This window comes from Pilimelia terevasa (genome assembly GCF_014647915.1).
Taxonomy (GTDB): Bacteria; Actinomycetota; Actinomycetes; order Mycobacteriales; family Micromonosporaceae; genus Pilimelia; species Pilimelia terevasa.
On record NZ_BMQC01000015.1, the window covers coordinates 1 to 24,434 of the forward strand.

The 24,434-nt window shown below is 74.8% G+C and carries 23 protein-coding genes; 12 read left to right on the forward strand and 11 right to left on the reverse strand.

Annotated elements, in window-relative coordinates:
* Positions 1 to 128: 128 nt before the first annotated feature.
* From IEY75_RS17115 to IEY75_RS17125, 3 genes are all read right to left on the reverse strand, one after another.
* A complete protein-coding gene (locus IEY75_RS17115; RefSeq protein WP_189115386.1) occupies positions 129 to 2,516 on the reverse strand; it encodes a hybrid sensor histidine kinase/response regulator in 2,388 nt (795 codons plus the stop codon).
* Positions 2,517 to 2,706: 190 nt separating this feature from the next.
* Positions 2,707 to 2,940: a DUF7455 domain-containing protein gene (locus IEY75_RS17120; protein WP_189115387.1), complete on the reverse strand. Its 234-nt coding sequence runs from the start codon at positions 2,938 to 2,940 to the stop codon at positions 2,707 to 2,709.
* 256 nt (positions 2,941 to 3,196) lie between these two features.
* Positions 3,197 to 4,738: an RNA polymerase sigma factor gene (locus tag IEY75_RS17125; RefSeq protein WP_229789821.1), complete on the reverse strand. Its 1,542-nt coding sequence runs from the start codon at positions 4,736 to 4,738 to the stop codon at positions 3,197 to 3,199.
* A gap of 416 nt (positions 4,739 to 5,154) precedes the next feature.
* On the opposite strand from IEY75_RS17125, the gene IEY75_RS17130 reads away from it, so the two are divergent.
* Positions 5,155 to 5,964 carry an inositol monophosphatase family protein gene (locus tag IEY75_RS17130; protein ID WP_189115457.1) on the forward strand — a complete coding sequence of 270 codons (810 nt, stop codon included), beginning with the start codon at positions 5,155 to 5,157 and terminating at the stop codon, positions 5,962 to 5,964.
* A gap of 101 nt (positions 5,965 to 6,065) precedes the next feature.
* Here the strand turns inward: IEY75_RS17130 and IEY75_RS17135 are convergent, their stop codons facing one another.
* Positions 6,066 to 6,596, reverse strand: a complete 531-nt coding sequence (locus IEY75_RS17135; RefSeq protein WP_189115388.1) for a LytR C-terminal domain-containing protein — start codon at positions 6,594 to 6,596, stop codon at positions 6,066 to 6,068.
* Positions 6,597 to 7,020: 424 nt separating this feature from the next.
* Here IEY75_RS17135 and IEY75_RS17140 point away from each other — a divergent pair, with 424 nt between their 5' ends.
* Together IEY75_RS17140 and IEY75_RS17145 are read left to right on the forward strand one after the other, a co-directional pair.
* Positions 7,021 to 7,317 carry a DUF4193 domain-containing protein gene (locus tag IEY75_RS17140; protein ID WP_189115389.1) on the forward strand — a complete coding sequence of 99 codons (297 nt, stop codon included), beginning with the start codon at positions 7,021 to 7,023 and terminating at the stop codon, positions 7,315 to 7,317.
* Positions 7,304 to 8,104, forward strand: a complete 801-nt coding sequence (locus IEY75_RS17145) for a hypothetical protein (protein WP_189115390.1) — start codon at positions 7,304 to 7,306, stop codon at positions 8,102 to 8,104. The genes IEY75_RS17140 and IEY75_RS17145 overlap by 14 nt, the downstream gene beginning before the upstream one ends.
* Here IEY75_RS17145 and IEY75_RS17150 read toward each other — a convergent pair.
* The gene (locus IEY75_RS17150; RefSeq protein WP_189115391.1) at positions 8,073 to 8,576 is read right to left on the reverse strand and encodes a DUF3093 domain-containing protein; all 504 of its coding nucleotides are present in this window, start codon (positions 8,574 to 8,576) and stop codon (positions 8,073 to 8,075) included. The two genes, IEY75_RS17145 and IEY75_RS17150, sit on opposite strands and share 32 nt — an antisense overlap.
* A gap of 93 nt (positions 8,577 to 8,669) precedes the next feature.
* On the opposite strand from IEY75_RS17150, the gene dut reads away from it, so the two are divergent.
* Genes dut through IEY75_RS17170 form a run of 4 tightly spaced genes read left to right on the forward strand, consistent with a single transcriptional unit; the run spans position 8,670 to position 10,913 of the window.
* Positions 8,670 to 9,155 (forward strand): dUTP diphosphatase, encoded by a 486-nt coding sequence (dut, locus tag IEY75_RS17155; protein ID WP_189115392.1) that lies wholly within the window; start codon positions 8,670 to 8,672, stop codon positions 9,153 to 9,155.
* The gene (locus tag IEY75_RS17160) at positions 9,152 to 9,835 is read left to right on the forward strand and encodes a DUF3710 domain-containing protein (RefSeq protein WP_189115393.1); all 684 of its coding nucleotides are present in this window, start codon (positions 9,152 to 9,154) and stop codon (positions 9,833 to 9,835) included. Before dut ends, IEY75_RS17160 begins: the two co-directional genes overlap by 4 nt.
* Entirely contained in the window at positions 9,832 to 10,203 is a 372-nt protein-coding gene (locus IEY75_RS17165) for an OB-fold nucleic acid binding domain-containing protein (protein ID WP_189115394.1), read from the forward strand. The genes IEY75_RS17160 and IEY75_RS17165 overlap by 4 nt, the downstream gene beginning before the upstream one ends.
* On the forward strand, positions 10,200 to 10,913 hold the full coding sequence (locus tag IEY75_RS17170) for a DUF3159 domain-containing protein (protein ID WP_189115395.1): 714 nt from the start codon (positions 10,200 to 10,202) through the stop codon (positions 10,911 to 10,913). The genes IEY75_RS17165 and IEY75_RS17170 overlap by 4 nt, the downstream gene beginning before the upstream one ends.
* Here IEY75_RS17170 and IEY75_RS17175 read toward each other — a convergent pair.
* The 3 genes from IEY75_RS17175 to IEY75_RS17185 form a co-directional block, all read right to left on the reverse strand.
* The gene (locus IEY75_RS17175) at positions 10,879 to 11,403 is read right to left on the reverse strand and encodes a hypothetical protein (protein WP_189115396.1); all 525 of its coding nucleotides are present in this window, start codon (positions 11,401 to 11,403) and stop codon (positions 10,879 to 10,881) included. The two genes, IEY75_RS17170 and IEY75_RS17175, sit on opposite strands and share 35 nt — an antisense overlap.
* Before the next feature lie 69 nt (positions 11,404 to 11,472).
* Positions 11,473 to 12,159, reverse strand: coding sequence for a potassium channel family protein (locus IEY75_RS17180; protein ID WP_189115397.1), 687 nt, complete (start codon positions 12,157 to 12,159; stop codon positions 11,473 to 11,475).
* Positions 12,160 to 12,161: 2 nt separating this feature from the next.
* Positions 12,162 to 12,827: a potassium channel family protein gene (locus IEY75_RS17185; RefSeq protein WP_189115398.1), complete on the reverse strand. Its 666-nt coding sequence runs from the start codon at positions 12,825 to 12,827 to the stop codon at positions 12,162 to 12,164.
* A 169-nt stretch (positions 12,828 to 12,996) separates the two neighbouring features.
* Between IEY75_RS17185 and IEY75_RS17190 the strand changes: the two genes are divergently transcribed.
* Both IEY75_RS17190 and IEY75_RS17195 read left to right on the forward strand, forming a co-directional pair.
* Positions 12,997 to 15,048: an APC family permease gene (locus tag IEY75_RS17190; protein ID WP_189115399.1), complete on the forward strand. Its 2,052-nt coding sequence runs from the start codon at positions 12,997 to 12,999 to the stop codon at positions 15,046 to 15,048.
* Positions 15,045 to 16,298 (forward strand): class I SAM-dependent RNA methyltransferase, encoded by a 1,254-nt coding sequence (locus tag IEY75_RS17195; RefSeq protein ID WP_189115400.1) that lies wholly within the window; start codon positions 15,045 to 15,047, stop codon positions 16,296 to 16,298. The genes IEY75_RS17190 and IEY75_RS17195 overlap by 4 nt, the downstream gene beginning before the upstream one ends.
* Positions 16,299 to 16,339: 41 nt before the next feature.
* Here IEY75_RS17195 and IEY75_RS17200 read toward each other — a convergent pair whose 3' ends face one another.
* Positions 16,340 to 19,132: a hybrid sensor histidine kinase/response regulator gene (locus IEY75_RS17200; protein WP_189115401.1), complete on the reverse strand. Its 2,793-nt coding sequence runs from the start codon at positions 19,130 to 19,132 to the stop codon at positions 16,340 to 16,342.
* Between the two features lie 127 nt (positions 19,133 to 19,259).
* Here IEY75_RS17200 and dxs point away from each other — a divergent pair, with 127 nt between their 5' ends.
* Positions 19,260 to 21,365 (forward strand): 1-deoxy-D-xylulose-5-phosphate synthase, encoded by a 2,106-nt coding sequence (dxs, locus tag IEY75_RS17205; protein ID WP_229789823.1) that lies wholly within the window; start codon positions 19,260 to 19,262, stop codon positions 21,363 to 21,365.
* On the opposite strand, the gene IEY75_RS17210 is transcribed toward dxs, so the two are convergent.
* Positions 21,362 to 21,772 carry a VOC family protein gene (locus IEY75_RS17210; RefSeq protein WP_189115402.1) on the reverse strand — a complete coding sequence of 137 codons (411 nt, stop codon included), beginning with the start codon at positions 21,770 to 21,772 and terminating at the stop codon, positions 21,362 to 21,364. The genes dxs and IEY75_RS17210 overlap by 4 nt on opposite strands.
* Positions 21,773 to 21,782: 10 nt before the next feature.
* Positions 21,783 to 22,157 (reverse strand): helix-turn-helix transcriptional regulator, encoded by a 375-nt coding sequence (locus IEY75_RS17215; RefSeq protein WP_189115459.1) that lies wholly within the window; start codon positions 22,155 to 22,157, stop codon positions 21,783 to 21,785.
* Positions 22,158 to 22,426: 269 nt separating this feature from the next.
* Between IEY75_RS17215 and IEY75_RS17220 the strand changes: the two genes are divergently transcribed.
* Positions 22,427 to 23,917, forward strand: coding sequence for a ferredoxin reductase family protein (locus IEY75_RS17220; RefSeq protein ID WP_189115403.1), 1,491 nt, complete (start codon positions 22,427 to 22,429; stop codon positions 23,915 to 23,917).
* 24 nt (positions 23,918 to 23,941) lie between these two features.
* Positions 23,942 to 24,430: an FMN-binding protein gene (locus IEY75_RS17225; protein ID WP_229789824.1), complete on the forward strand. Its 489-nt coding sequence runs from the start codon at positions 23,942 to 23,944 to the stop codon at positions 24,428 to 24,430.
* Positions 24,431 to 24,434 lie beyond the last annotated feature (4 nt).

Sequence of the window (24,434 nt, forward strand, 5' to 3'; positions counted from 1 at the left end):
CCACATAGCCATGATCGACAACCTCGCCAGAAGAGTCACCGACGAAACCACCCCGACCTGGCGAGACCCCTACGACCCAGAAATATCACAAACTACGTGAACCAGACGCCCTCTCAGAGGTCGGCGCTTCAGACCCGGTACGCGCCGGTGTCGCGGCGGGCGGCGGCGGTCGGCTGGCCGGTGCGCGCCGCCTCGACCGTGCGGTGCAGGACGTCCGCCGCCACCGGCTTGACCAGGTAGGCGTCGGCGCCGTGCTCGCGGGCGCGCCCCCGCTCCTCCAGCACGCTGATGACGACGACCGGCACCGTGTCCAGGTCGGGGTCGGCGCGCAGCCGGCGCAGCGTCTCCCAGCCGCTGATCCCGGGCAGGCCCAGGTCGAGCAGGATCACCCGGGGCCGGTGTACGTGCGCGATCTCCATCCCGGTCTCGCCGCTGTCGGCCAGCACGACCCGGTAGCCGGCGGCGTGGAGCTGGCTGGTGAACATCTCGGCGGCGGCGGGGTCGTCCTCGATCACCAGCACCTCGTCGGCGACCGTCGGCGAGGCGGGGGCCGGCGTCGGGCCGGCCGGCTCGGGCGGCGCCAGCGGCAGGCGGGCGTCGGGGAGCTGGACGGTGAAGACGCTGCCGACGCCCGGCGTGGACCGCAGCGTGATGTCCCCGCCGTGGGCGTGGGCGATCCGTCGGACGAGCGCCAGCCCCAGCCCGGTACCGCCGGCCCGCTGGCCGGCCGCGCCGGCCTGGACGAACTCCGTGAAGATGCGGTCGGCGTCGGCGGGCGCGATGCCGACCCCGGTGTCGCTGACCTCCAGCAGGACGTCGCTGCCCCGCACCCGCGCGGCGACCCGCACCTCGCCGCCCTCGGGGGTGAACTTGATGGCGTTGGAGAGCAGGTTCTCGGCGATCTGGCGCAGGCGCAGCGGGTCGACCAGCGCCCGGACGGGGTCGAGGTCGGCGTGCAGCGTGACCCCGGCCCGGTCGGCCAGCGGGTGGAGGGAGTCGACGAGCTGGCCGATGCTGTCGTCCAGCCGGACCGGGCTGCGGTGCAGGTCGAGCCCGCCGGCCTCCACCTTGGCCAGGTCGAGCAGGTTGTTGATGAGCCCGAGCAGGTGCCGGCCGCTGGTCAGGATGTGGCCGACCCAGGCGGCGTGCTGGTTGTCGGTGCCCGGCCCGCTCCGGTTCAGGTCCGACTTGATCATGTCGGAGAAGCCGATGATCGCGTTGAGCGGCGTACGCAGCTCGTGGCTCATGGCCGCGAGGAAGGCGCTCTTGGCGTTGTTGGCGTCCGTCAGCGCGTGGACCGACGCGGTCAGCTCGTCGGCGAGCGCGTGCTGCACGGTCAGCGCGTTCTCGCGCTCGGCGAGTGCCGCGGCCCGCTGGGCCAGCAGGGCACCCCGCTCGGCGAGGACGGCCGCCTGGCCGGCCAGGTCCGCCAGCAGTTGCAGGTCGTCGTCGGTGAACAGGCTGCGCCGCTGGTGCCCGATCACCAGCGCCCCGGGGCCGCACCGGGACATCGGCAGGGCCTGCGCGTGCAGCAGCGGGGTACCCCAGCAGCGGTGCAGGTCGACGGTCAGCGGCGCGGCGCCCCGGACGGCGTCGACGGCGACCGGCTGCCGCGCGGCCAGCAGGGCCTGCAGCGACCCGGCGTCGCCCGCGGGGTCGGGGGCGTCGTCCGGGCGGGAGACGAGCCGGCCGTCGCGGGCGACCGCGAGCACCGCCACGTGGTCGGCGCTGGTGACGTCGCGGACGACGGCGGCGTACCGGCTCCAGAGCTGACCCGGCGTCTCCGTGGGGGAGGCGTCCAGCAGCCGGCTCGTCACGGTCCGCAGGGCCTCGGCGGCCCACACCCGGCGGAGGAACCGCGGCGGGACGAACGCCACGGCGTAGCCGACGACGGCCAGCACCACCGCGACGGTGAAGGCGTACCCGAACAGGACGCCGGCCCCGGTGGCGGGCAGGTAGCGGGTGAACCCGTCGTCCCGGGCGGCGCCGGTCACGTTCCCGGCGGCGGCGACGAACGTGGTGGTCGCGGACGCCCAGGTCGCGGCGCGGGCCCAGCGCAGCCGCCCGCGGGACGTGCCGGAGCGGCGGCGGGCCTCCACGCCGAACGCCCGCGCGGCCCACAGCGCCGTGGTCACGTAGTACGCCATGTAGGCCACGCCGAACGCCGCCGGGTACGGGCGGCCCAGGAGCATCGTCGGCGGGGCGAGCGCCACCATCGCGGCCCCCGCGGCGTACAGCCGCCACGGGCGGACGTGCCCGAGGTGCGCGGCCAGCCGCAGCGTCAGGAACGGCCGGGAGAGGTACAGGGTGCTGATGAGGGCGCCCACCACCGCGGGCGGCCGCGCGTCCAGCAGCAGCGCCAGCTCGACGGCCACGAACAGGACGCTCGGCGCGAAGATCAGCGCGACCAGCCCGTGCAGCGGGTCGCCGCCGCGCAGGTAGCGGCAGGCGGCGTAGAGGCACATGCCGGCCGCCAGCCAGCCGGCGAATGCCAGCAGCGCGTTGCTCAGTGCCACGTCGGTACCACCATCGCCGTCGCTCCGCGCCGCGGATGTCGGGCGGCGTCTCCACGCTACTAGGTGATCACCCTCCGCAGAGCCGGCAACACCTCGGTGCCGGCAATAAGTCGGACAATCTGGGATCAGATGTATGACGAGCGGGCGCCACCCTTCCGGGTGACGCCCGCTCTCGTCGTGTGTCGCGGCGCTAGGGCGCCATCTTCTCGGCGCCGCGCCAGGTGAACTCGGGGTCCGCGGCGTACTGCACCGCGGTCTTCACCAGCCGGTCGGCGTACTTGTTCGCATGGTGTCCGCAGAACACCAACTCGCCTCCGCCGGCCAGGCCCACGCGGAGCTTGGCGGCGGCGTTGCAACGGTCGCACCGTTCATCGGCGGCTGGTGGGGCCACCGCCTCGGGCGGCGGCGTGAGGGTCGGGGTCATCGCCTTCCTCCTCGGGTCGTCACCGATGAACACATCTGTTGTCCGTGAGCTCATCGTCATCGTCAACGCCGACGTCGCCATCGACGTTCCCGGTATGGCGCCGGGGGGACCTTCGTCACACCGAGGTCGACAGTCTGCCGTGCGACAAGGGTGCCACGTCAAGGATCGTGCGGCCGAGCCCGCCCCAGCCACATGGTCAGTTGGCCTCTGAGTAGCTAACCCATTACCCGCGGCTGAGGATTCCCTACCTGTTCGGTCAGTCGAGATAATCGCGCAGGACCTGGGACCGCGAGGGGTGCCGCAGCTTGGACATGGTCTTCGACTCGATCTGCCGGATCCGCTCCCGGGTCACTCCGTAGACCTGGCCGATCTCGTCCAGCGTGCGCGGCTGGCCGTCGGTGAGCCCGAACCGCAAGCGGACCACGCCGGCCTCCCGCTCCGACAGCGTCTGGAGCACCTGCTGGAGCTGGTCCTGGAGCAGCGAGAACGACACCGCGTCGACCGCCACGACCGCCTCGGAGTCCTCGATGAAGTCGCCGAGCTGGCTGTCCCCCTCGTCGCCGATGGTCTGGTCGAGCGAGATGGGCTCCCGTGCGTACTGCTGGATCTCCAGCACCTTCTCGGGCGTGATGTCCATCTCCTTGGCCAGCTCCTCCGGCGTGGGCTCGCGGCCCAGGTCCTGGAGCAGCTCGCGCTGGATGCGGCCGAGCTTGTTGATCACTTCGACCATGTGTACCGGGATGCGGATCGTCCGGGCCTGGTCGGCCATCGCCCGGGTGATCGCCTGGCGGATCCACCAGGTCGCGTAGGTGGAGAACTTGTAGCCCTTGGTGTAGTCGAACTTCTCCACCGCCCGGATCAGGCCCAGGTTGCCCTCCTGGATCAGGTCCAGGAAGGCCATTCCGCGACCCGTGTACCGCTTGGCCAGCGACACCACCAGCCGCAGGTTGGCCTCCAGCAGGTGGTTCTTGGCCCGCTCGCCGTCGCGGTTGATCCAGCGCAGGTCCCGGGCGAGCTGGTGGGCGATCGTCTCGCCCGCCTCCTCGGCGGCCCGAAGCTGCTCGGCGGAGAACAGGCCCGCCTCGATCCGCTTGGCCAGCTCGACCTCCTGCTCGGCGTTGAGCAGGGGGACCTTGCCGATCTGCTTGAGGTACGCCCGCACCGAGTCCGCGCTGGCGGTCAGCTCGGCGTCGCGGCGGGCCTGCTTGAGTGCCTCGGACTCCTCGTCGTCCCACTCGAAGTCCTTGCTGTCGGTCGCGGCGTCCGACGCGGCGGCCCGGGCCAGCTCGGCCGGCTCCTCCACCACCACGTCCTCGATCGCGGCCGCCAGCTCCTCCGGGTCGACCTCGCCCTCCGGGCCGGGGGCGGCGTCCTTGCCCCCCTTCTTGGCGGGGACCGCCTTCTTGGCCACCTTGGCCGCCGCCTTCGCGGGCACCTTGGCCGCCTTCTTTGCGGGCGCCCGGGCCGGTTCGGCGCCGGCCTCCTCTCCCCCCTTGCCGGCGGGTGCCTTGGCGGCCCTGGCGGTGGCCTTGGCCGTGGTGGCCTTCGACGCGGGCGTCGAGGCGCGGGCCGCGGCGACGCGGCGGCGGGTGCTGGTAGAGCCGTCCACCACCACCGTGATGCCGGCCTCGGCCAGCGTGCGCAGGATCTTCTTGGCCTGCGCTGGCGTGACGTCGGCGGACTCGACGGTCCGCGCCACCTGCGCCGAGGTCAACTGACCGCCGGCGGCCTCGGCGTGGGCGATCAACACATCGGTGATCGAGCGAACGTCGGCGCCGGTGTGGCGGGCTTCAGTCACGAAAGACCTTCCGGAGACGATTGAGCTGCGACGGCCGGGTGCGGCCGCGCCGTGAGCGTCCCGGGTGAGCGGTCGAGCCTGCGTGCCGCCGAACGTAAGACAAACGAACGGCCCGCGACTGGCCCGCCGATGGGACGGACTGGCCCGCCGTGGGACACAGGTGCTAGCCCGCTTCGTGGGACAGACGTGAATTGTAGCGCCGCATGGGACGCGGAGCCCGTCGCGCACGCCGAAGGGGTCGCCGCGCGTGCAGGGAACGCGCAATCACCCGCTCGGGTGACCGTTGCCCGATCATCCACCGACCGCGTCCCGCCGACGCGGCGTGTCGGGTCCGCGGGGCGCCTGGAAGGATGGCCGGCGACGGAAGGAGGCGGCCGATGCACACGGCGGGACAGGGGCGCGCAGCCACCCCGGACATGCCCGGCCCGGCGGCCCTCGCCCCCTTGCGGGACCTGGCCGTGGCGGTGGTCACGGCCGCGGCCGGCACGGCGCGCCGGATGCAGGCCGGCGTCGGCGGCGTGGGGACCAAGTCCACCCCCACCGATGTCGTCACGGCCGCCGACCGGGCGGTCGAGCGGCAGGTCGTGGCGGCGCTGCGCGCGGCCCGCCCCGACGACGCCGTCCGGGGCGAGGAGTACGGCACCGCGGGCGCCGCGGACGCGGAGGTCGCCTGGGTCCTGGACCCGATCGACGGCACGGTCAACTACCTGTACGGGCTCCCGCACTACGCGATCTCGCTGGCGGCCGAGGTGGGCGGCGTACCCGCGGTGGGGGTCGTCCACGAACCGGTCTCGGGTCGCTGGTGGACGGCCGTGCGCGGCGGCGGGGCGTTCGCCGACGGCCGCCGGCTGGCCGGCTCCCGCGTCACCGACCTGGGGCAGGCGCTCGTGGGCACCGGCTTCGCCTACGCGGCGGCCACCCGGCGCCGGCAGGCGGCCGTGCTGGCCACGGTGCTGCCCGCGGTCCGCGACATCCGCCGCCTCGGCTCGGCCGCCACTGACCTGTGCCTGGCGGCCGAGGGCGCGCTGGACGCGTACTACGAGAGCGGGCTGGCCCCCTGGGACCTCGCGGCCGGCGGGCTCGTCGCCGCGGAGGCGGGCCTGCGGGTGACGGGGCTGGCGGGGGAGCCGGCCGGGGCGGCCATGGTGGTCGCCGCCCCGCCCGCGCTGCACGGGCCGCTGCACGACCTCCTGCTGGCCGCCCGCGCCGAGGGTGCCGCGGCCTGAGGCGCGCCCGGCGCCGCGTCTTCCCCGGCGCCGCGTCTTCCCGGGGTCGAGCCTCGCCGGAGAGCCGAACCGCGCCGGTCGGCCCCCGGGTCGGCCCGCGGCTAGCTGTCGGCGTGGGTCGGGCAGGCGCGGGCCGGCAGCTCCGGTTCGCCGAGGATGCTGATCGCCTGGTTGACCTCGGTGGTGGTGCCGAGCTTCTGGTACGCGGCGCCGATCGTCACGTCCACGACCGTGCCCTTGCGCTTGGGGTCGTACTTCGGCTCGGCGCCGAGGAAGTACGCCTTGATCAGGTGGGCGGAGCCGACGGCCAGCGGGCCGTACTGGAGCATCGCGACGCCGTTGTACGAACGGGTCGCCGTCGTCACCCGCTCGTCGACCTGGAAGCGCCGGTTGCGGAAGTCCCCGGCGACCTGCTCACCGAGCTTGAAAATCTGGGTGCCGTTGTAGATGCGCACCTTCACGTCCTTGGGCACCGGGAAGCGGATGTCCGCCCGGACGTACCCCGCCGGGCAGCCCTCGACGGCCTGGGCGCCGCCCTGGGAGTCCCGGACGACCGCCACGACGACGAACACGATCGCCGCCACGGCCAGCGCGACGACGACGGCCAGTGCGCGTACGCGCGCAAAGCTCATATTCCGGTCTCCTGGTGCACGGTGCTCCATACGGCGCGCAGGGCCGCATCTGGTCTGCGGTGTCGCACCCGCCGCCCGGTGGGCCGGAGCTCCTCCGGCGGACCCCTCGGGGGTGGACACTGTCCTCAGGAGGCTAACGTCTCCACCCCCGCCAAGGAGGCTAGCGCGTCCGGTCGCCACCCATGAAAGGCCGAACGGATGCGGCGTGCCGACGATGATCCGCCGGGTCGGCCCCCTACTTTGGTGTCGCCTGAGTCACATCGGGAACAAGTACGGTCAGCCGGACGTACAACTACCGCACGCAAGGGGTAAGGTACCGCGCTCGCCGGGCAGTTTCCTTTACTGCCGAATTGGCCGGCAGCAGGAGTACCGTCGACCGCCAGCCGCGGCCGACGGCGAACGTCGATACGGGAGAGTGACACCGATGGCCACCGACTACGACGCCCCGCGTCGGGACGAAGTCGACCTCGGCGAGGACAGCCTCGAAGAGCTGAAGGCCCGCCGCACGGACGCCCAGTCCGGCGCGGTCGACGTCGACGAGACCGACGCCGGCGAGACCTTCGACCTGCCGGACGGCGACCTCTCCGACGAGGAGCTGACCGTCAAGGTCCTGCCGATGCAGAACGACGAGTTCCGCTGCGCGCGGTGCTTCCTGGTCCACCACCGCAGCCAGTTGGCGACCGAGCGCAACGGCGAGCTGATCTGCCGTGAGTGCGTCTGAGTCGACACCGGGGTCCGGCCGGGCCGAGACCGGCCGGACCGTCGCCGCGCTGACCGACGAGGCGGCCACGGCCGCCCACCGGGCGCGGCTGCTGGTCCGGCTCGCCGGGCACCTGGGCACCGGGCTGCGCCGCGGCCCGCGGGCGTTCCTGCAGCGCCTGGTCGACGTCGTCGCCGACGTGGTCCCGCATCTGCCGGTCCGGGACCTGGCGACCCTCCAGCGCCACCACGACGGCCTCAGCGGGGACGCGCTGGCCGCGCGCCTGATCCGCAACGCCGGGTACGTCACCGCGGGGGTGGGCGCCGCCGGCGGCGGCGTGGCCGCGGTCGAGTGGGCGGTGCCGCCGACGCTGCTCACCGCCCCGGTCCTGCTCGGGGCGGAGACCGTGGCCGTGGTCGCCGTCGAGGTCAAGCTCCTGGGCGAGCTGCACGCGGTGTACGGCGTCCCGCTGCCGCAGGCGCCCGGCGCGCGGGCGGTGGCCCTGATCCAGTCCTGGGCGCAGCGGCGCGGCTTCAACCCGGTCTCACCCGGCCTGGGTACCGGCTCCCTGCTCGGCGCCGCCGCGCGCGACCAGCTCCGCGCCCAGCTCCTGCGCCGCTTCGGCCGGAACCTGAGCACCCTCGCGCCGATGCTGGCCGGCGCCGCCGTGGGCGGCTACCTGAACCGGCGCGCCACCCAGTCGCTGGGCGAGGCGGTCCGCGCGGACCTGCGCCGCCGGGGTGCCCCCGCGGCGCGCGCCGCGCTGGCCGGGCCGCTCAGCGGGCCGGGGTCGACCGGCCAGCCATGACCGCCGAGGCCAGCGCCACCGGGTCGCGGCTGCTCACCACCCAGTACGGCGTGGGGTCCGCGGGGTCGTCCAGGACGACCTGGACGGCGCCGGCCACCCACGGACGCTGCACCACGAACGCCAGCGGGTCCGCCGCCGGCCCCAGCAGCAGCCGCCGGCCGGCGGCATCGATCGGTACCGCGTCGGCGACCTGCCGCAGCGGGATCCGCGCGTCGTCGACCCGCAGCTCGTCACCCGTAACGGTGATCTCCAACCGGCCCAGGCGCCACAGGCCCACCGCTGCCAGCGGCGGCAGCACGGCGAACGGCAGCCACCGGCGCACGCCGGAGCCGCCCAGCCACACCTCGCTGGCGAGCGCGGCGGCGACCAGCGCCGCCAGCAGCCACCACCACAGCGGGACCCGGAGCCGCTCGGCGTACCGGGGGCCGGCCGGCAGGGGCGCGGGGCCGGCCGGCGGGGGCGCGTCTGTCACGATCGTGGAGCCTACGCCGGCCCCCGGGCCGCCCGTCACCGCCTCGTGGCGGACCCCGCCCGCGGCCACCGCCGCCCCCGTCAGGAGTGCCCCGTGACCGAACCCGTCGCCGTCCTGCTCCAGCAGCTCGACCGGGACCTGCCGGTGCCGCGCTACGCCCACCCGGGCGACGCGGGCGCGGACCTCGTCGCCGCGCAGGACGTGGAGCTGCAACCGGGGGAGCGGGCCCTGGTGGGCACGGGCGTGGCCGTGGCGCTGCCGTACGGGTACGTCGGCCTCGTCCACCCGCGGTCCGGCCTGGCGGCGAAGCTGGGCGTCACGGTGCTCAACGCCCCGGGCACGGTCGACGCGGGCTACCGTGGCGAGATCAAGGTGAACCTGGTCAACCTCGACCCGCGCCACCCGGCCAAGATCGTCCGAGGTGATCGGATCGCCCAGCTTGTGGTACAGCGCGTGGAGCGGGCAAACTTCCACGTCGTCGACGCGCTTCCCGGATCGGGCCGGGGCGCTGGCGGACACGGGTCGACCGGCGGCCATGCGGGCCTGCGGGACGCCGCTCAGGAAGGGTTCAGACTGTGATCTTCAATCGACGTCGGACGGAGTCCACGGCGACCGGCACCGACAGCCGTCCGGCGAAGGCCGCCCGGCCGGCGGCGGCCCGGCCCGTACCGGCGCACGGCCCGTACGACGTCAGCGCGGCGCCCGCGGGCGTGGAGCGGCTCGACCTCGGCGCCATGCGGCTGCCCGCGGTGGACGGCGTCGAGGTGCGGGTCCAGGCCGACCCGGACGGCTCCATCCAGCAGGTCCTGCTGGTGGACGGCCGTAGCGCGCTGCAGCTCGGCGTGTTCGCGGCCCCGCGCACCGAGGGCATCTGGGACGAGGTCCGCGAGGAGATCCGCGAGTCGCTGGCGGCCGACGGCCTGACCGGCGAGGAGGTCGAGGGCGCGTACGGCACCGAGCTGCGCGCGACCGTCCCCAGCCCGGACGGCCCGGCCGACATCCGGTTCGTCGGCGTCGACGGCCCGCGCTGGATGGTCCGCGGCGTCTACCAGGGGGCCGCGGCGACCGACCCGGAGGCGGCCGGCGCGCTGGAGGTCTGCCTGCGCGAGCTGGTCGTCGACCGCGGCGACGAGCCCCGCCCGGCCAAGGAGCCGCTGACGCTGCGCCTGCCGCCCGAGGTGGTCGAGTCCGCGCGGGAGCAGGGCATCGACCCGACCACCGGCGCGCCGCTGGACGCCGACGCGCCGTCGGGTCCGTGAGCGGGCCGTCGCCGGTCCGCCGGCTGCTGCGGCGGCTGGCGTCCACGCCGGACGAGCTGGAGGCCTCGGAGCTGCGCGAGGGGAGCGCCGCCTCCGGCTGTACCCCGGTGGGGCAGTGCCGGCGCGGGCAGCTCGTCAGCGTCTCGGGGCGGCTGCGCACGGTCGTCTACCCGCCCCGCACCACGGCCCCCAACCTGGAGGCCGACCTGTACGACGGCAGCGACGTGGTCACGCTGGTGTGGCTCGGCCGGCGGTCCATCGCCGGCATCGAGCCGGGCCGGGCGCTGACGGTCAGCGGCCGGGTCGCCGTCCGCGACGACCGCAAGGTGATCTACAACCCGTACTACGAACTGGAGCCGCCCCGGTGAGCAGCGACGACCGGCCGGCGCCCGCCCCCCTGCCGACCATCAGCGAGCAGGTGTCGCAGCAGCTCGGCGGCTGGCGGGGCGCGGCGGAGGCCACCGTCCCCATCGTCGCCTTCATCGTCGTCAACGCCGCCGCCAAGCCGCTGGCCGCGGCGCTGGGCTGGACCGACGGGCTGACCGACGCGCTCGGCGGGAAGTACGCCCTGAAGCTCGCCGTGCTCGTCGCCATCGCGGTCGCGCTCGGCGTCGCCCTGCGGCGGCTGAGCCAGAAGCGGACCGTCCGGCACACGGTCAACGGCCTCGTGGGCGTGGCCCTGGGCGCCTGGCTGGCCTGGCGCAGCGGCGAGGCCCGCGACTTCTACCTGCCGGGCATCCTGTACGGCCTGGCCTACGGCGCGGTCCTGCTGCTGTCGGCGTTCTCCCGCTGGCCGGCCGTCGGGTGGATCTGGTCGGTGATGGCCGACGGCGGCCGGCACGACTGGCGGCGCAGCCCGCGGATGATGGCGACGTTCCGCTGGCTGACCGTGGTCTGGGGCGCCGTCTGGCTGCTCAAGGTCGGCGTTCAGGTGATCTTCTACCTGCGGGAGAGCGAGACCGGGCTGGCGGTCACCCGCCTCGTCTTCGGCTACCCGCCGTACCTGGTGCTGCTCGCGCTGACGATGTGGGCGGTCCGCCGGGTCAGGGCCCGCGAAGCGGTCGAGACCGGCGGCTAGGGAGCCCGCGGAGCAGGAGGACGGCCGCCGTCGTCAGCGCCCCCGCCACGAGCAGGCAGGCGACCGGCAGCAGCACCAGCATCACCATGCCGCCGCCGATGTTGGCGCCGATCACCCCGGCGGTCACCACCCGGTGCCCGAAGCCGGCCAGCGCGCCGGCCGCGGCGAGCGGCAGCAGGACGAACAGCCACCGCCCGTCCAGCCGGCTCGTGACGACCGCCCACAGCAGGGCCAGCGCCGCAGCCGGGGCGGCGAGCGCGGCGGCGGTAACCCACCGGCGGGCGGCCTGCGGCGACACGTCCAGCGGCGGGTACATCCGGTCCGGCCCGAGTGAGTCGCCCTCGGCGCCGTGGTACGTGCTCAGGTCGCCGACCAGCCCCCAGACCGCGACCGGTACGGCGACCAGGAGCAGGACGGCGACGGGGACCAGCCAGGCGGCCCGCCGCCCGCCGCCGGGGCGCAGCCCCACGAAACCGGTGTCACGATGCATTACCTGATCATCGACCGGCCGCGGCCCGGACACCTGAGTACGCGGGCCCAGGTCGGGCGCCCGCGCCGCTCACTCCGGCGGCGGCGTCGCCCGGTGGGTGCCGCCGAGGATCACGCCGTGCAGCGCGGCCTCCACGTCGACCGTGCACACGAAGTACAGCTCGTCGCCGGCCTCCAGCGAGTCGTCGCCGGTGGGCACCAGCACCCGGCGGCCGCGGGCGATCGCCACCAGGGCGGCGTCCGGGGGCAGCGGCAGGTCGCGCAGCGGCTGGCCCTGGTGCGGCGAGGCCGGCGGCAGGGTGATCTCCACGAGGTTGGCCTGGCCCTGCCGGAAGGTCATCAGCCGGACGAGCTGGCCGACCGTCACCGCCTCCTCGACCAGCGCCGCCATGAGCCGCGGCTTGCTGACCGCGACGTCGACGCCCCACTGCTCGGTGAACAGCCACTCGTTCTCGGCGCGGTTCACCCGGGCCACCACCCGGGGTACCGCGAACTCGGTCTTGGCCAGCAGCGACACCACCAGGTTGACCTTGTCGTCGCCGGTGGCGGCCACGACCACGTCGCAGCCGGCCACGTCGGCCTCCTGGAGGCTGGACAGCTCGCAGGCGTCGGCGAGGATCCACTCGGCGTCCGGCACCCGCTCCTGGCGCAGCATGGTCGGCCGGCGCTCGATGAGCATGACCTGGTGGCCGTTGCCGATCAGCTCGCTGGCGATGGACCGGCCGACGTTGCCGGCCCCGGCGATGGCGACGCGCACGGCTACTGCGCCCCTTCCGGCTCGTGGGCGGCGGCCTGCGCGACCACCTCGGCGATGTCGTCGGTGACCAGCATGTACACCTGGTCGCCGTCCTGGAGCACGGTGGCGGGCTGGGGGAGGGCGCCGACGCCGAACCGGGCCAGGTACGCGACCCGCGCGCCGGTGGCCGCCTCGAACTCGGCCAGCGGGCGGCCGAGCCAGCCGGTGTGCACCGGCACCTCGATGAGGGAGACGGTGCTGGTGGGGTCGCGGTACATCTCGATGGCGCCCTCGGGGACCAGGTGCCGGACGATCCGGTCGGCCGTCCACCGGACCGTCGCCACGGTCGGGATGCCGAGCCGCTCGTACACCTCGGCCCGCTTCTGGTCGTAGATGCGGGCCACGACCCGGTCGACGCCGAAGGTCTCCCGGGCCACCCGGGCGGAGATGATGTTGGAGTTGTCGCCGGAGGAGACCGCGGCGAAGGCGTCGGCGCGCTCGATGCCGGCCTCCCTGAGCGTGGCCGCCTCGAAGCCGACGCCGGTCACGGTGATGCCGGCGAAGTCGGCGCCCAGCCGGCGGAACGCGTTGGCCTCCTGGTCGACGATGGCCACCGAGTGGCCCCGCGCCTCCAGGCTGTGCGCCAGCGTCGACCCGACGCGGCCGCACCCCATGATCACCACATGCACCGCCGCGCCCTCCCCGGCAAATCGGTCGTGTGGCGACCGTACCCTGCCGACGTGGCCGCGGCGCCGCCGCACGCCCGACCGGCCCGGCCCGGCGGGTCCGGCGGCCGGGTCCGACCCGCCGGTCGGGCCGGGGCGCGCCGATGTGCCGTCAGTCGTACGCTTACGCCTTGTGGCTACCTCCAGTTCGCTGCTGAAGCGACTGCTCCTCGGCCGGCCGGTCCGCTCCGACCGACTCGACCACACGCTCCTGCCGAAGCGGCTGGCGCTGCCGGTCTTCGCCTCGGACGCGCTGTCCAGCGTCGCCTACGCGCCGGACGAGATCCTGCTCACCCTCTCCATCGCAGGGGCGAGCGCCTTCGCGTTCTCGCCCTGGGTGGCCCTCGCCGTCACGATCGTCATGATCACCGTGGTGGCGAGCTACCGGCAGAACGTGCACGCCTACCCCTCCGGCGGCGGCGACTACGAGGTCGTCACGGTCAACCTCGGCCCGCGGTACGGGCTGGTGGTGGCCAGCGCGCTGCTCGTCGACTACGTGCTCACCGTCGCCGTGTCGGTGTCGGCCGGAGTGACCAACCTGGGTGCCGTGCTGCCCTGGGTGGCCGAGCACAAGGTCGGCGTCGCCCTGGTCGCCGTCGCCGTGCTCACCGCCGTGAACCTGCGGGGGGTGCGCGAGTCCGGCGGGGCGTTCGCGGTGCCTACCTACGGCTTCCTGATCCTCATGGGCGGCCTGCTGGCCACCGGCGCGGTCCGGCTGTTCGTCCTCGGCGAGGACCTGCGCGCGCCCTCGGCCGGGCTGACGATCGCGGCCGAGGAGCTGGAGTTGAGCGCGCTGGCGATGGCGTTCCTGCTGCTGCGTACCTTCTCCTCGGGCTGCGCCGCGCTGACCGGCGTGGAGGCCATCTCCAACGGGGTACCGGCCTTCAAGAAGCCCAAGAGCCGCAACGCCGCCACCACGCTGATGCTGCTCGGCGGCATCGCCGTGAGCATCATGGTCGGCATCGTGCTGCTGGCCCGCGCCACGGGCCTGCAGCACGTGGAGGACCCGGCCCGGCAGATCGTGGGCGGTCCCGTCGACTACGTGCAGAAGACCGTCACCACCGAGCTGGCCGAGACCGTCTTCGGCGACGGGATCCTGCTGTACACCGTCGCCGGGGCCACGGCGCTGATCCTGTTCCTCGCCGCGAACACGGCCTTCAACGGCTTCCCGGTCCTCGGCTCGATCCTCGCCCAGGACCGCTACCTGCCGCGCCAGCTACACACCCGCGGCGACCGGCTGGCCTTCTCCAACGGCATCATCTTCCTGGCCGTCTTCGCCAGTGTGCTGATCACCTCGTTCCACGCCGAGGTCACCCGGCTCATCCAGCTCTACATCGTCGGCGTCTTCGTGTCGTTCACGCTGTCCCAGGCGGGGATGCTGCGGCACTGGAAGCGGCTGCTGCGCACCACCCGCGACCCGGCGGCCCGGCAGCGGATGAACCGGTCCCGGGCGATCAACGGCTTCGGCATGGTGATGACCGGCGCGGTCCTCGTGGTGGTGCTGCTGACCAAGTTCACCCACGGGGCGTGGATCGCCATCGCCGCGATGGCCGTGATCTACCTCGTGATGATCGCGATCCGCCGGCACTACGACCGGGTGTCCGCCGAGCTCGCCCCGCCGGCCGACAACCTGGTGCTGCCGGCCCGCAACCACGCCGTCGTCCTGGTCTCCAAGGTGCACCAGCCGACCCTGCGGGCCATCGCCTACGCCCGGGCCACCCGGCCGGACACGATCACGGCGGTGACGGTGAACGTGGACAGCGGCGACACCCGCGCGCTCCAGGAGGAGTGGGAGCGGCGGCGCCTGGCCATCCCGCTGACCGTGATCGACTCGCCGTACCGGGAGATCACCCGGCCGACGATCGAGTTCGTCAAGTCCCTGCACCGCGACTCGCCCCGCGACGTGGTGACGGTCTTCGTCCCCGAGTACGTCGTGGGCCGGTGGTGGGAGCACCTGCTGCACAACCAGAGCGCGCTGCGCCTGAAGACCCGGCTGCTGTTCGAGCCCGGCGTCATGGTCACCAGCGTGCCCTGGCAGCTACGGTCCACCCGGGACGTCGACATGGACCGGCGCGACCGCGGGCTGTCGGCCACCGCGCCCGCCCGCGGCCCCCGGCCCGGTCCGGCGAGCGCCGACGGCGCGACCGTCATCGAGGCCGACCCGGCGGAGCAGGGGAACCGGTGAGCGAGAGCCGGACCGCGCCCGCGCCCGAGGTCGGCGAGGGGGACGTCCTGCCGCTGACCGTCGGCGCGCCCGCGCACGGCGGGCACTGCGTGGCCCGGTTCGGGCCGCCGCCGGGCCGGGTCGTCTTCGTCCGGCACGCGCTGCCCGGCGAGGAGGTCCTGGCCGAGGTGACCGAGGTGCAGCGGGGGTTCCTGCGCGCCGACGCCGTCCGGGTCCTCACGCCGTCGCCGGACCGGGTGCCCGCGCCGTGCCGGTTCGCCCACCCGGGGGGCTGCGGCGGGTGCGACCTCCAGCACGCCTCGCGGGACGCGCAACTGCGCTGGAAGACCGCGGTCGTCCGCGAGCTGCTCGCCCGGCTGGGCGGCGTCGGCGCCGACGACCTCGACGCGCTGGACCCGCGGGTCGAGGCGCTGCCGGGCGACGCCGACGGGCTGGGCTGGCGGACCCGGGTCCGGTACGCGGTGGCCGCCTCCGGCCGTGCGGGCCTGCGGGTACACCGCTCGCACCAGGTCGTCGCCGTGGACCGGTGCGTAATCGCCCACCCGGCGGTCCAGGACTGCGACGTCCTGGACCGGGACTGGCCGCGCACGGACGCGGTCAGCGTCGTCGTCGGTGCCGAGGACGACCGCACGGTGCTGGCCGACGGTGCCGTCCTCACCGGCCCGGGCGAGGTCGTCGAGCGGGCCGGCGGGCGCCGGTGGCGGCTGCCGGCCACGGCGTTCTGGCAGGTGCACCCGGCCGCGGCGGAGACCCTCGGGTCGGCGGTGGCCGGGCTGCTCGCCCCGCGGCCGGGTGACCGGATCTGGGATCTGTACGGGGGCGCCGGCCTGTTCGCCGCGGCGCTCGCCGACGCCGCGGGCGGCCCGGTGGACCTGACGATCGTGGAGTCCGCGCCGGACGGCGTCGCGGCCGCCCGCCGGAACCTGGCCGACCTGGCCGACCTGCGGGTGGTCGCCGACCGGGTCGAGCCGGTCCTGCGCCGCCACCGGTTGCCCGCCGGGGTGGACCTGGTGGTGCTGGACCCGCCCCGCAGCGGCGCCGGCCGGCAGGTGGTGCGGGCGGTGGCCGCCAGCGGCGCCCGCGCGGTCGCCTACGTGGCCTGCGACCCGGCCGGGCTGGCCCGCGACGTGCGCACCTTCGCGGAGGCGGGCTGGCGGCTGGCGGCGGTGCGGGCGTACGACTGCTTCCCGATGACCCAGCACGTGGAGTGCGTGGCGCTGCTGCTGCCGGCCGGCCGCGACCCGGCCTGACCGGCGCCGGGCGGCGGACCCGCCGGCCGGCGGCTTTCGGATCAGGCCGGCTCCGTCGGCGGCGTTGGCCACGACTCGGCCGCCAGCGCGGCCAGCGCCTCCACCGCCGTGCGCGCCGAGGCGGCCAGATCCGCCAGTTCGGCGTCGGTCGGGGCGTGGCCCGCGGCGGCCTGCTCCTCGATCCGCTGGCACCGCCGGGCCAGGTCGTCGGCGCCCAGGTTGCCCGCCGAGCCCTGGAGCTGGTGGGCCCGGCTGGCCACGTCGCCGAGGTCGCCCCCGCGCGCGGCCCCGGCCAGCGCCGACACCTGTCCGGGCGCTCCCTCGACGAACGAGGCGATGATGCGGCTGATCAGCTCCCGCTCCGACGCGGACGGCCGCGGCCCGGTGATCTCCGCGAGCCGCTCCTGGAACGCCTCCCGCCGGCTGTCGGCGGCGGGGGCCGGCGGCGCGGCGGCGGCCCCCGCCCCGCCCCCGGCCACGACGGCGCCCAGGGCCGCCAGCTCGATCGGCTTGGACAGGTAGTCGTCCATTCCCGCCGCCCGGCACGCGGCCCGGTCCTCGGGCTGGGCGTTGGCCGTGACCGCCACGATCCGCGGCTGGCGCTCCGGCGGCAGCATCCCGCGGATCTGCCGGGTCGCGGTGAGGCCGTCCATCACCGGCATCTGCACGTCCATGAGGACCAGGTCGTAGGGCAGCCGGCGGACGGCCTCCACCGCCTCGGCCCCGTTGGCGACGGTGTCCACCCGGTGGCCCAGGCGGTGCAGCATCAGCCGCGCCACCCGCTGGTTGGTCGGGTTGTCCTCGGCGAGCAGGATCCGCAGCGGCCGGTCGTCCGCCGGTGCCCCCTGCGCCGGTGCCGCGCCCGGCCCGGCGACCGTGGCGCCCAGGGCGCGGGTCAGCTTGTCGCGCAGGACCGCGGCCCGCGCCGGCTTGGTCAGCAGCCCGTCGAACAGCGCCTGCTCGGTCGCGCTGAGCCGCCAGTGGACGCTGGAGAGCAGGACCAGCGGCAGCCGGCGGCCGACCCGCTCGCGGATGAGCTGCGCGAGCTGGATGCCGTTGGTGTCCGGCATCCGCATGTCCAGCACCGCGACGTCGAACTGCTCGCCCCGCTCCAGCAGCGCCAGGGCCTCGGCGGCGCCGGAGGTGACAGTGCAGGTCATGCCCCAGCCGGTGAGCTGCGCGGCCAGGACCCGCCGGTTGGTGGCGTTGTCGTCCACGATCAGCGTCCGCCGGCCCGCCAGCTCGCCGGCCGGTGTCCCCGCCGGCCCGCCGCCGGTCGCCGCCCTGACCCGCGCCGTGGCGGTGAACGTGGACCCCCGCCCGACCTCGCTGCGCACGGTCAGGTCCCCGCCCATCTTCTGGGCGAGCCGCCGGCTGATCGCCAGCCCGAGCCCCGAGCCGCCGTACACCCGGGTGGTGGAGGCGTCGACCTGGCTGAAGGAGCGGAACAGCCGGTCCATCCGGTCGGTGGGGATGCCGATGCCGGTGTCGGCGACGGTGAGCCGCAGGCAGTACCCGCCCTCGTCCGGGGTGGCCCCCACGGTGGCGACGATCTCGCCCCGCTCGGTGAACTTGACGGCGTTGGACAGCAGGTTGACCAGGATCTGCCGGAGCCGGGTGACGTCGCCGCGGACCCAGGCCGGGCAGTCGGCGTCGAGCTGGCCGACCAGCTCCAGGCCCTTGGCGTCGGCGGCGAGCGAGACCAGCGACAGGGCCGTGTCCAGGCACTCCCGTACGTCGAACGTCGCCTCCTCCAGGACGAACTCGCCACTTTCGATCTTGGAGAAGTCCAGGATGTCGCTGATGATCGCCAGGAGGGCGTCGGCGCTGTCGCGGACCGTCTCGGCGTACTCCCGCTGCTGCGCCTCCAGTTCCGTGTCCAGCAGCAGCCCGGACATCCCGATCACCGCGTTCAGCGGGGTGCGGATCTCGTGGCTCATGGTGGCCAGGAACGCCGACTTCGCGGCGGTCGCCGCCATCGCCTCGTCGTGGGCGCGGGCGATCGCGCGTACCGAGGTGTTGACCGCGGCGGCCATCTCCCGCAGCTCGGTCGGGCCGGACACCTCGGCGCGTTCGTCGAGGTCGCCCGCCGCCACCCGCTGCGCGGCCCCGGTGACCCGGGTGACCGGCCGGGTCACCGCGCGGATCACCCAGCGGGCGAACCCGGCCACGAGCAGGAGCGCCGCGAGGGACCCCCAGAGGATGAACCGGCGGGTGTCGGCGGCCTCCGCGGCGCTGACCCGCTGCCGGTCCGCGAGCAGGGTCTCCTCCTCCGTGCGCATCGTGTTGATGAGCTGCTCGATGCGGTCCATGTCCCGCGCGCCCCGCTCGGTCAGGACCAGGCGCTGGGCGGCGCCGAAGCCGGCGCTGTCGCGCAGCGCGACCGTCTCGGCCAGCTCGGCGAGCTTGTCCCGCAGCGGGGTCTCCAGGGCCGTCAGGGCGGACTGCTGGTGGGGGTTGTCCGCGGTCAGGGTGCGCAGCTCCTGCAGCGAGCCGGCGATGCGGGGCAGGGCCCGGTCGTAGGGCACCAGGTAGCTTCCCTGGCCGGTGAGCAGGTAGCCGCGCTGGCCGCGCTCGGCCGCCTGGACGTCCAGGTGCAGGGCGGCGAGCCGGTCGATCACCCGGTAGCTGTGCTCGACCTGCGCGCGGGCGGTCAGCAGCGCGCCGATGCGGGGGTAGGCGGAGCCGACCACGGCGGCCAGGGCCAGCAGCGCGACCACGTAGCCCAGCGTCAGGAGGGCGCCCACCGGCCACTGGCTCACCGCGAGCCGGCGGCGCGGGCGCCCGCCGCGCAGGGCCTCGGGGGAGGCCGCGTCCGGCCGGTCGCCTGCCACTGTTCGACCGTACGGGGCGAGCCGGGCGCGCGTGGACATTTCGGGTGGGGGTCGCCCGCCGACGCCACCCGGCCGGCCGACCGTCGCCACGGGGCGCACTGGCGGGTGACGGATAGACTGGTCCGCTATGAAGGCCGACCGCGCCCCGGGCGCCGACCGCGACTCCCGCACCGGCGACTCCCGCACCGGCGACCCCGGTGCCGGCGACAGCCGCCCCGGTGCCCCCCGCCCCGGCGGCCCTCCCGCCGAGGAGTCGTGCCGCCGCGAGCCCGCCCCCGCGCGTCCCGGAAGCGCCCCTGGCGCGCGCCCGGCGCCGGAGGCCGGCGAGCCCGCACCGCTGTCGGCCATCCGCGGCCCGGGCGACCTGCGCCGCCTCGGCCCCGCCGAACTGCGCACCCTCGCCGGCCAGATCCGCGACTTCCTGGTCGCCAAGGTCGCCCGCACCGGCGGCCACATCGGCCCCAACCTCGGGGTCGTCGAGCTGACCCTGGCCCTGCACCGGGTGTTCGACTCGCCGCACGACCGGCTGCTGTTCGACACCGGCCACCAGGCGTACGTCCACAAGATCGTCACCGGTCGGCAGGCCGGCTTCGACCAGCTTCGCCAGCGCGACGGCCTCTCCGGCTACCCGAACCGGGCCGAGAGCGAGCACGACATCATCGAGAACTCGCACGCCTCGACCGCCCTGTCCTACGCCGACGGGCTGGCCAAGGCGTACGCGCTGCGCGGCGAGAACCGCCACGTCGTCGCGGTCGTCGGCGACGGCGCGTTGACCGGCGGCATGTGCTGGGAGGCGCTCAACAACATCGCCGGTGCCGGCAACCCGGTGGTCGTCGTCGTCAACGACAACGGCCGCTCGTACGCGCCCACCATCGGCGGCCTCGCCGACCGCCTGGCCACGCTGCGGCTGACCCCCGGCTACGAGCACACCCTCGACAAGGTCCGGGACGCGCTGGACCGCACCCCGCTGGTCGGCAGGGCGACCTACGAGGTGCTGCACGCGGTCAAGAAGGGCGTCAAGGACGTGCTGGCCCCGCAGGGCATGTTCGAGGACCTGGGCCTGAAGTACGTCGGCCCGGTCGACGGCCACGACGTCGAGGCGGTCGAGTCGGCGCTGCGGCGGGCCAAGGCGTTCGGCGGCCCGGTGATCGTGCACGCCGTCACCCGCAAGGGCTACGGCTACCGGCCCGCCGAGGAGGACGACGCCGACTGCTTCCATGGTCCCGGCGCGTTCGACGCCGCGACCGGGGTCGCGCTGGCCAAGCCGGCGGTGAAGTGGACCAACGTCTTCGCCGACGAGCTGGTCGCGCTCGCCGACGAGCGCCCGGACATCGTCGGCATCACGGCGGCGATGGCCGGCCCCACGGGCATCGCCCCGCTGATGCGCAAGTACCCGCAGCGCGCCTACGACGTCGGCATCGCCGAGCAGCACGCGGTCACCTCGGCCGCCGGCCTGGCCCTGGGCGGGCTGCGCCCGGTGGTGGCCGTCTACGCGACGTTCCTGAACCGCGCCTTCGACCAGGTGCTGCTCGACGTGGCGATGCACAAGCTGCCGGTCACGTTCGTGCTCGACCGGGCGGGCATCACCGGCCCGGACGGCCCCAGCCACTACGGCATGTGGGACATGTCGATCTTCGGCGTGGTGCCCGGCCTGGCGATCGCCGCGCCCCGCGACGCGGCCACGCTGCGCGAGGAGCTGCGCGAGGCGGTGGCCGCCGACGGCCCGACGATCGTGCGGTACCCGACCGGTTCGGTCGGCCCGGACCTGCCGGCGCTGCGCCGGGTCGGCGGCGTCGACGTGCTGGCCGAGGGCGCCGCCCCGGACGTCCTGCTGGTCGCGGTCGGCGCGTTCGCCCACCTGGCCGTGGCCGCCGCGGCCCGGATCGCCGAGCACGGGTACGGCGTCACCGTCGTCGACCCGCGCTGGGTCCGCCCGGTGCCCGACGCCCTGGTCGGCATGGCCGCCGGCCACCGCCTGGTCGTCTCCGTCGAGGACGGCGTGCGCGAGGGCGGGGTCGGCACCGCGATCGGGCAGAAGCTGCGCGACGCCGCCGTGGCCACGCCGCTGCGCGACCTCGGGGTGCCGGCGGCCTGGCACCCGCACGGCAGCCGCGGCGAGATCCTGGCCGCGCTCGGCCTGACCGCGCAGGACGTGGCGCGGGACGTCACCGGCTGGCTGTCCACCCTCGACGACGCCGACGACCCGCTGGCCCTGCGCGTCGACCGGCGCTAGCGCTTCTGGGTGAAGCGCACGATGTTGCCGGCGGGGTCGCGGAACGCGCAGTCCCGCACCCCGTACGGCTGGTCCATCGGCTCCTGGAGCACCTCGCCGCCGGCGTCGCTGACCCGCGCGAAGGTGCCGTCGCAGTCGTCGGTACCGAACACCAGGCCCCGCAGCAGCCCCTTGGCCAGCAGCGTGCCCAGCGCCTCCCGGTCGGCGGGGGAGGCGTCGGGGTGGGCGGCCGGCGGCTCCAGGACGATCTCGGGGTGCGGCGCCCCGGGCAGGCCCATGGTCACCCAGCGCATGTTCTCGGCGCCGACGTCGTTGCGGACCTCCAGACCCACGGCGTCGCGGTAGAAGGCGAGCGCCTTCTCGTGGTCGTCAACGGCGACGAAGCAGTACGTGAGAGTCAGATTCATGCAGGTCACGCTACTGGGCGACGGCCGGTCCGGCTTCTCCGTTCCTGACCGGTCGGGTGAGAATCTTGGCCACGCACGGCGGTACGGCCGCGGCCCAGTCGTGCCGCCGCGCCCGGTAGGCGCTGGGGGTCTCGCCGACCAGCGCGGTGAACCGGGCGCTGAAGGAGCCCAGCGACGTGCAGCCGACGGCGACGCACACCTCGGTCACGCTCAGGTCGCCGCGCCGCAGCAGGGTCTTGGCCCGCTCGATCCGCCGGGTCATCAGGTACTGGTACGGCGTCTCGCCGAACGCCGCCCGGAACCGGCGGGAGAAGTGCCCGGGCGACAGGTACGCCGCCCGGGCGAGCGCCGGCACGTCGAGCGGCTGCGCGTAGTCCCGGTCCATCAGGTCCCGGACCCGGCGCAGCCGGATCAGCTCGGCGAAGGTCACCGGCCCACGGTAGCGCCCCCGCCGCCCTGCCGATTTGTCTTGATAACCGGAATTCACTTGTTTTCGTGTCTCTGTAGCGACTACTGCCCCCGCGCCGTCGTTCGGCGGGATGTGCGGAGGAGGAGGAACCGGGCCAACTGACAAATGTGGCCCGGGTTCGAACTCTCCGCCGGTGGCGCCCGTACCCCGGTGCGACCAGATCACCCGGGGAAGGGGTACGCGACGTGACCAGCAGCGCCACGCGGGCGGTACCGAGGCCGGCGACGGCCGGCGGCGCCGTCGGTGTCGCCCGGCCCGTACCCCGCCCGGCCCGCGGCCCCGGGGTACCGCCGCCGGCCGCTGGCGAGACCGGGAACCTGCTCGTGGGGGACCGCCGGATCCGCCGGCACCGCCTGCGCAGCGACGAGTCGGCCGGCAACGGGCTGCTCGTCGGGATCATGTTCTGGGCGATGCTGGCGACCAGCGTCGCCGTCTGGATCTTCGACACCGCGCCGGGCAGCCTCGCCACCCCGGCCGACCAGATCGTCGCCGCCGGCCGGGTCACCGGCATGGTCGGCGGCTTCCTCCTGCTCGCCCAGGTGGTCTTCGCCAGCCGGCTGGCCTGGCTGGAGGAGGCCGTCGGCGGCCACGAACTGATGCGCTGGCACCGCGGCATCGGTACGTCGCTGCTGGTCATGCTCGTGGCCCACGGTGCCCTGATCACCTACGGCTACGGGCTGCGCGCGCAGCTTCCGCTGCTGGGCCAGGCCCGCGCGTTCCTCGCGGTACCGGACCTGCTCAACGCCACCGTCGCCACCGGCATCCTGGTGCTGATCGGCCTGCTGGCCGTCCGCGGCATCCGCAAGCGGATCCGCTACGAGCTCTGGCACACGCTGCACCTGGGCACCTACGGGGTACTGATCCTGTCCTACGGCCACCAGTTCACGATGGGCGCCAACCTGACCGACGGCTTCGGCTACTGGTACTGGACCGCCCTGTACGCGGTCGCCGTCTCCGCCCTGCTGTGGGGCCGGGTGATCGACCCGGTCTGGTTCAACCTGCGGCACCGGCTCACCGTCGGCGAGGTTGTCGTCGAGTCCCCGGCCGCCTTCTCCCTCTACCTGACCGGACGCGAACTGGACCGGCTGCCGGCCAAGGCCGGCCAGTACTTCCGGTGGCGCTTCCTGACCGCCGACGGCTGGTGGCAGTCGCACCCGTTCTCGCTGTCAGCGGCCCCCAACGGCCGGTGGCTGCGGCTGACCATCTCCGCGGTGGGCGACCACACCCGCTCCCTGCGCGACCTGACCCCGGGCACCCGCGTCCTCGCCGACGGTCCGAACGGCGTCTTCACCGCCGACCGCCGGATCCGCAACAAGGCGCTGCTCATCGCCGTGGGCTCCGGCATCTCGCCGGTGCGGGCGCTGCTGGAGGACGTACCCGCCGACACCGTCCTCGTCTACCGGGCGCGCACCGAGTCGGACCTGGCCCTGCGCCGCGAGGTCGAGGCACTCGCCGCCCGCCGCGGCATCCGGGTCGTCTACGTACTCGGCCAGCGCGACGACCGCGGTCCCCGCGAGCTGGCCACCCCCGACGGCCTGGAACGCCTCGTCCCCGACATCGGCGACCGGGACGTGTACCTGTGCGGGCCGCGCGGCTTCGTCGGCGACACCGTGGACAACCTGCGCCGCCTGGGGGTGCCCCGCCGGCAGATCCATCTCGACCCGTTCGAACTGTAACGGCAGACCGTCCAGGAGGACCTTGTGCGACGTACCACCGCCGCCGTCATCGGCACCGTGGCCGGTGCCGCCATGCTGCTCGGGGTCCGGCTGACCGCGGCGCCCGTCGCGCTGGCCGGCAACGAGCCGGTCGCCGCCGGTGCACCGGAGCCCGCGGCCCCCGACGACCGCCAGCGCGACGACCGCCGGGGCGACTCCCAGGGCGGCGACCGCGCCGGTGGCGGGGGCGGGGGCGGCGGCCGGGACGGCACCTTCCGCGGCGACGCGGTGACCAACCCCTACGGAACCGTGCGGGTGTCGGTCACCGTCGAAGACGGCAAGATCACCGCCGCCGACGCGAGCTACCCGACCGACGGGAACTCCGGCACCGTCAACGGCAACGCGATCCCGCGCCTGCGGGAGGCGACGCTCCAGGCACAGAGCGCCCGGATCGACGCGGTCTCCGGCGCGACGTACACCAGCGCCGGGTACCGCAGGTCGCTCCAGTCGGCGCTCGACGACGCGGGACTGTAGGAGG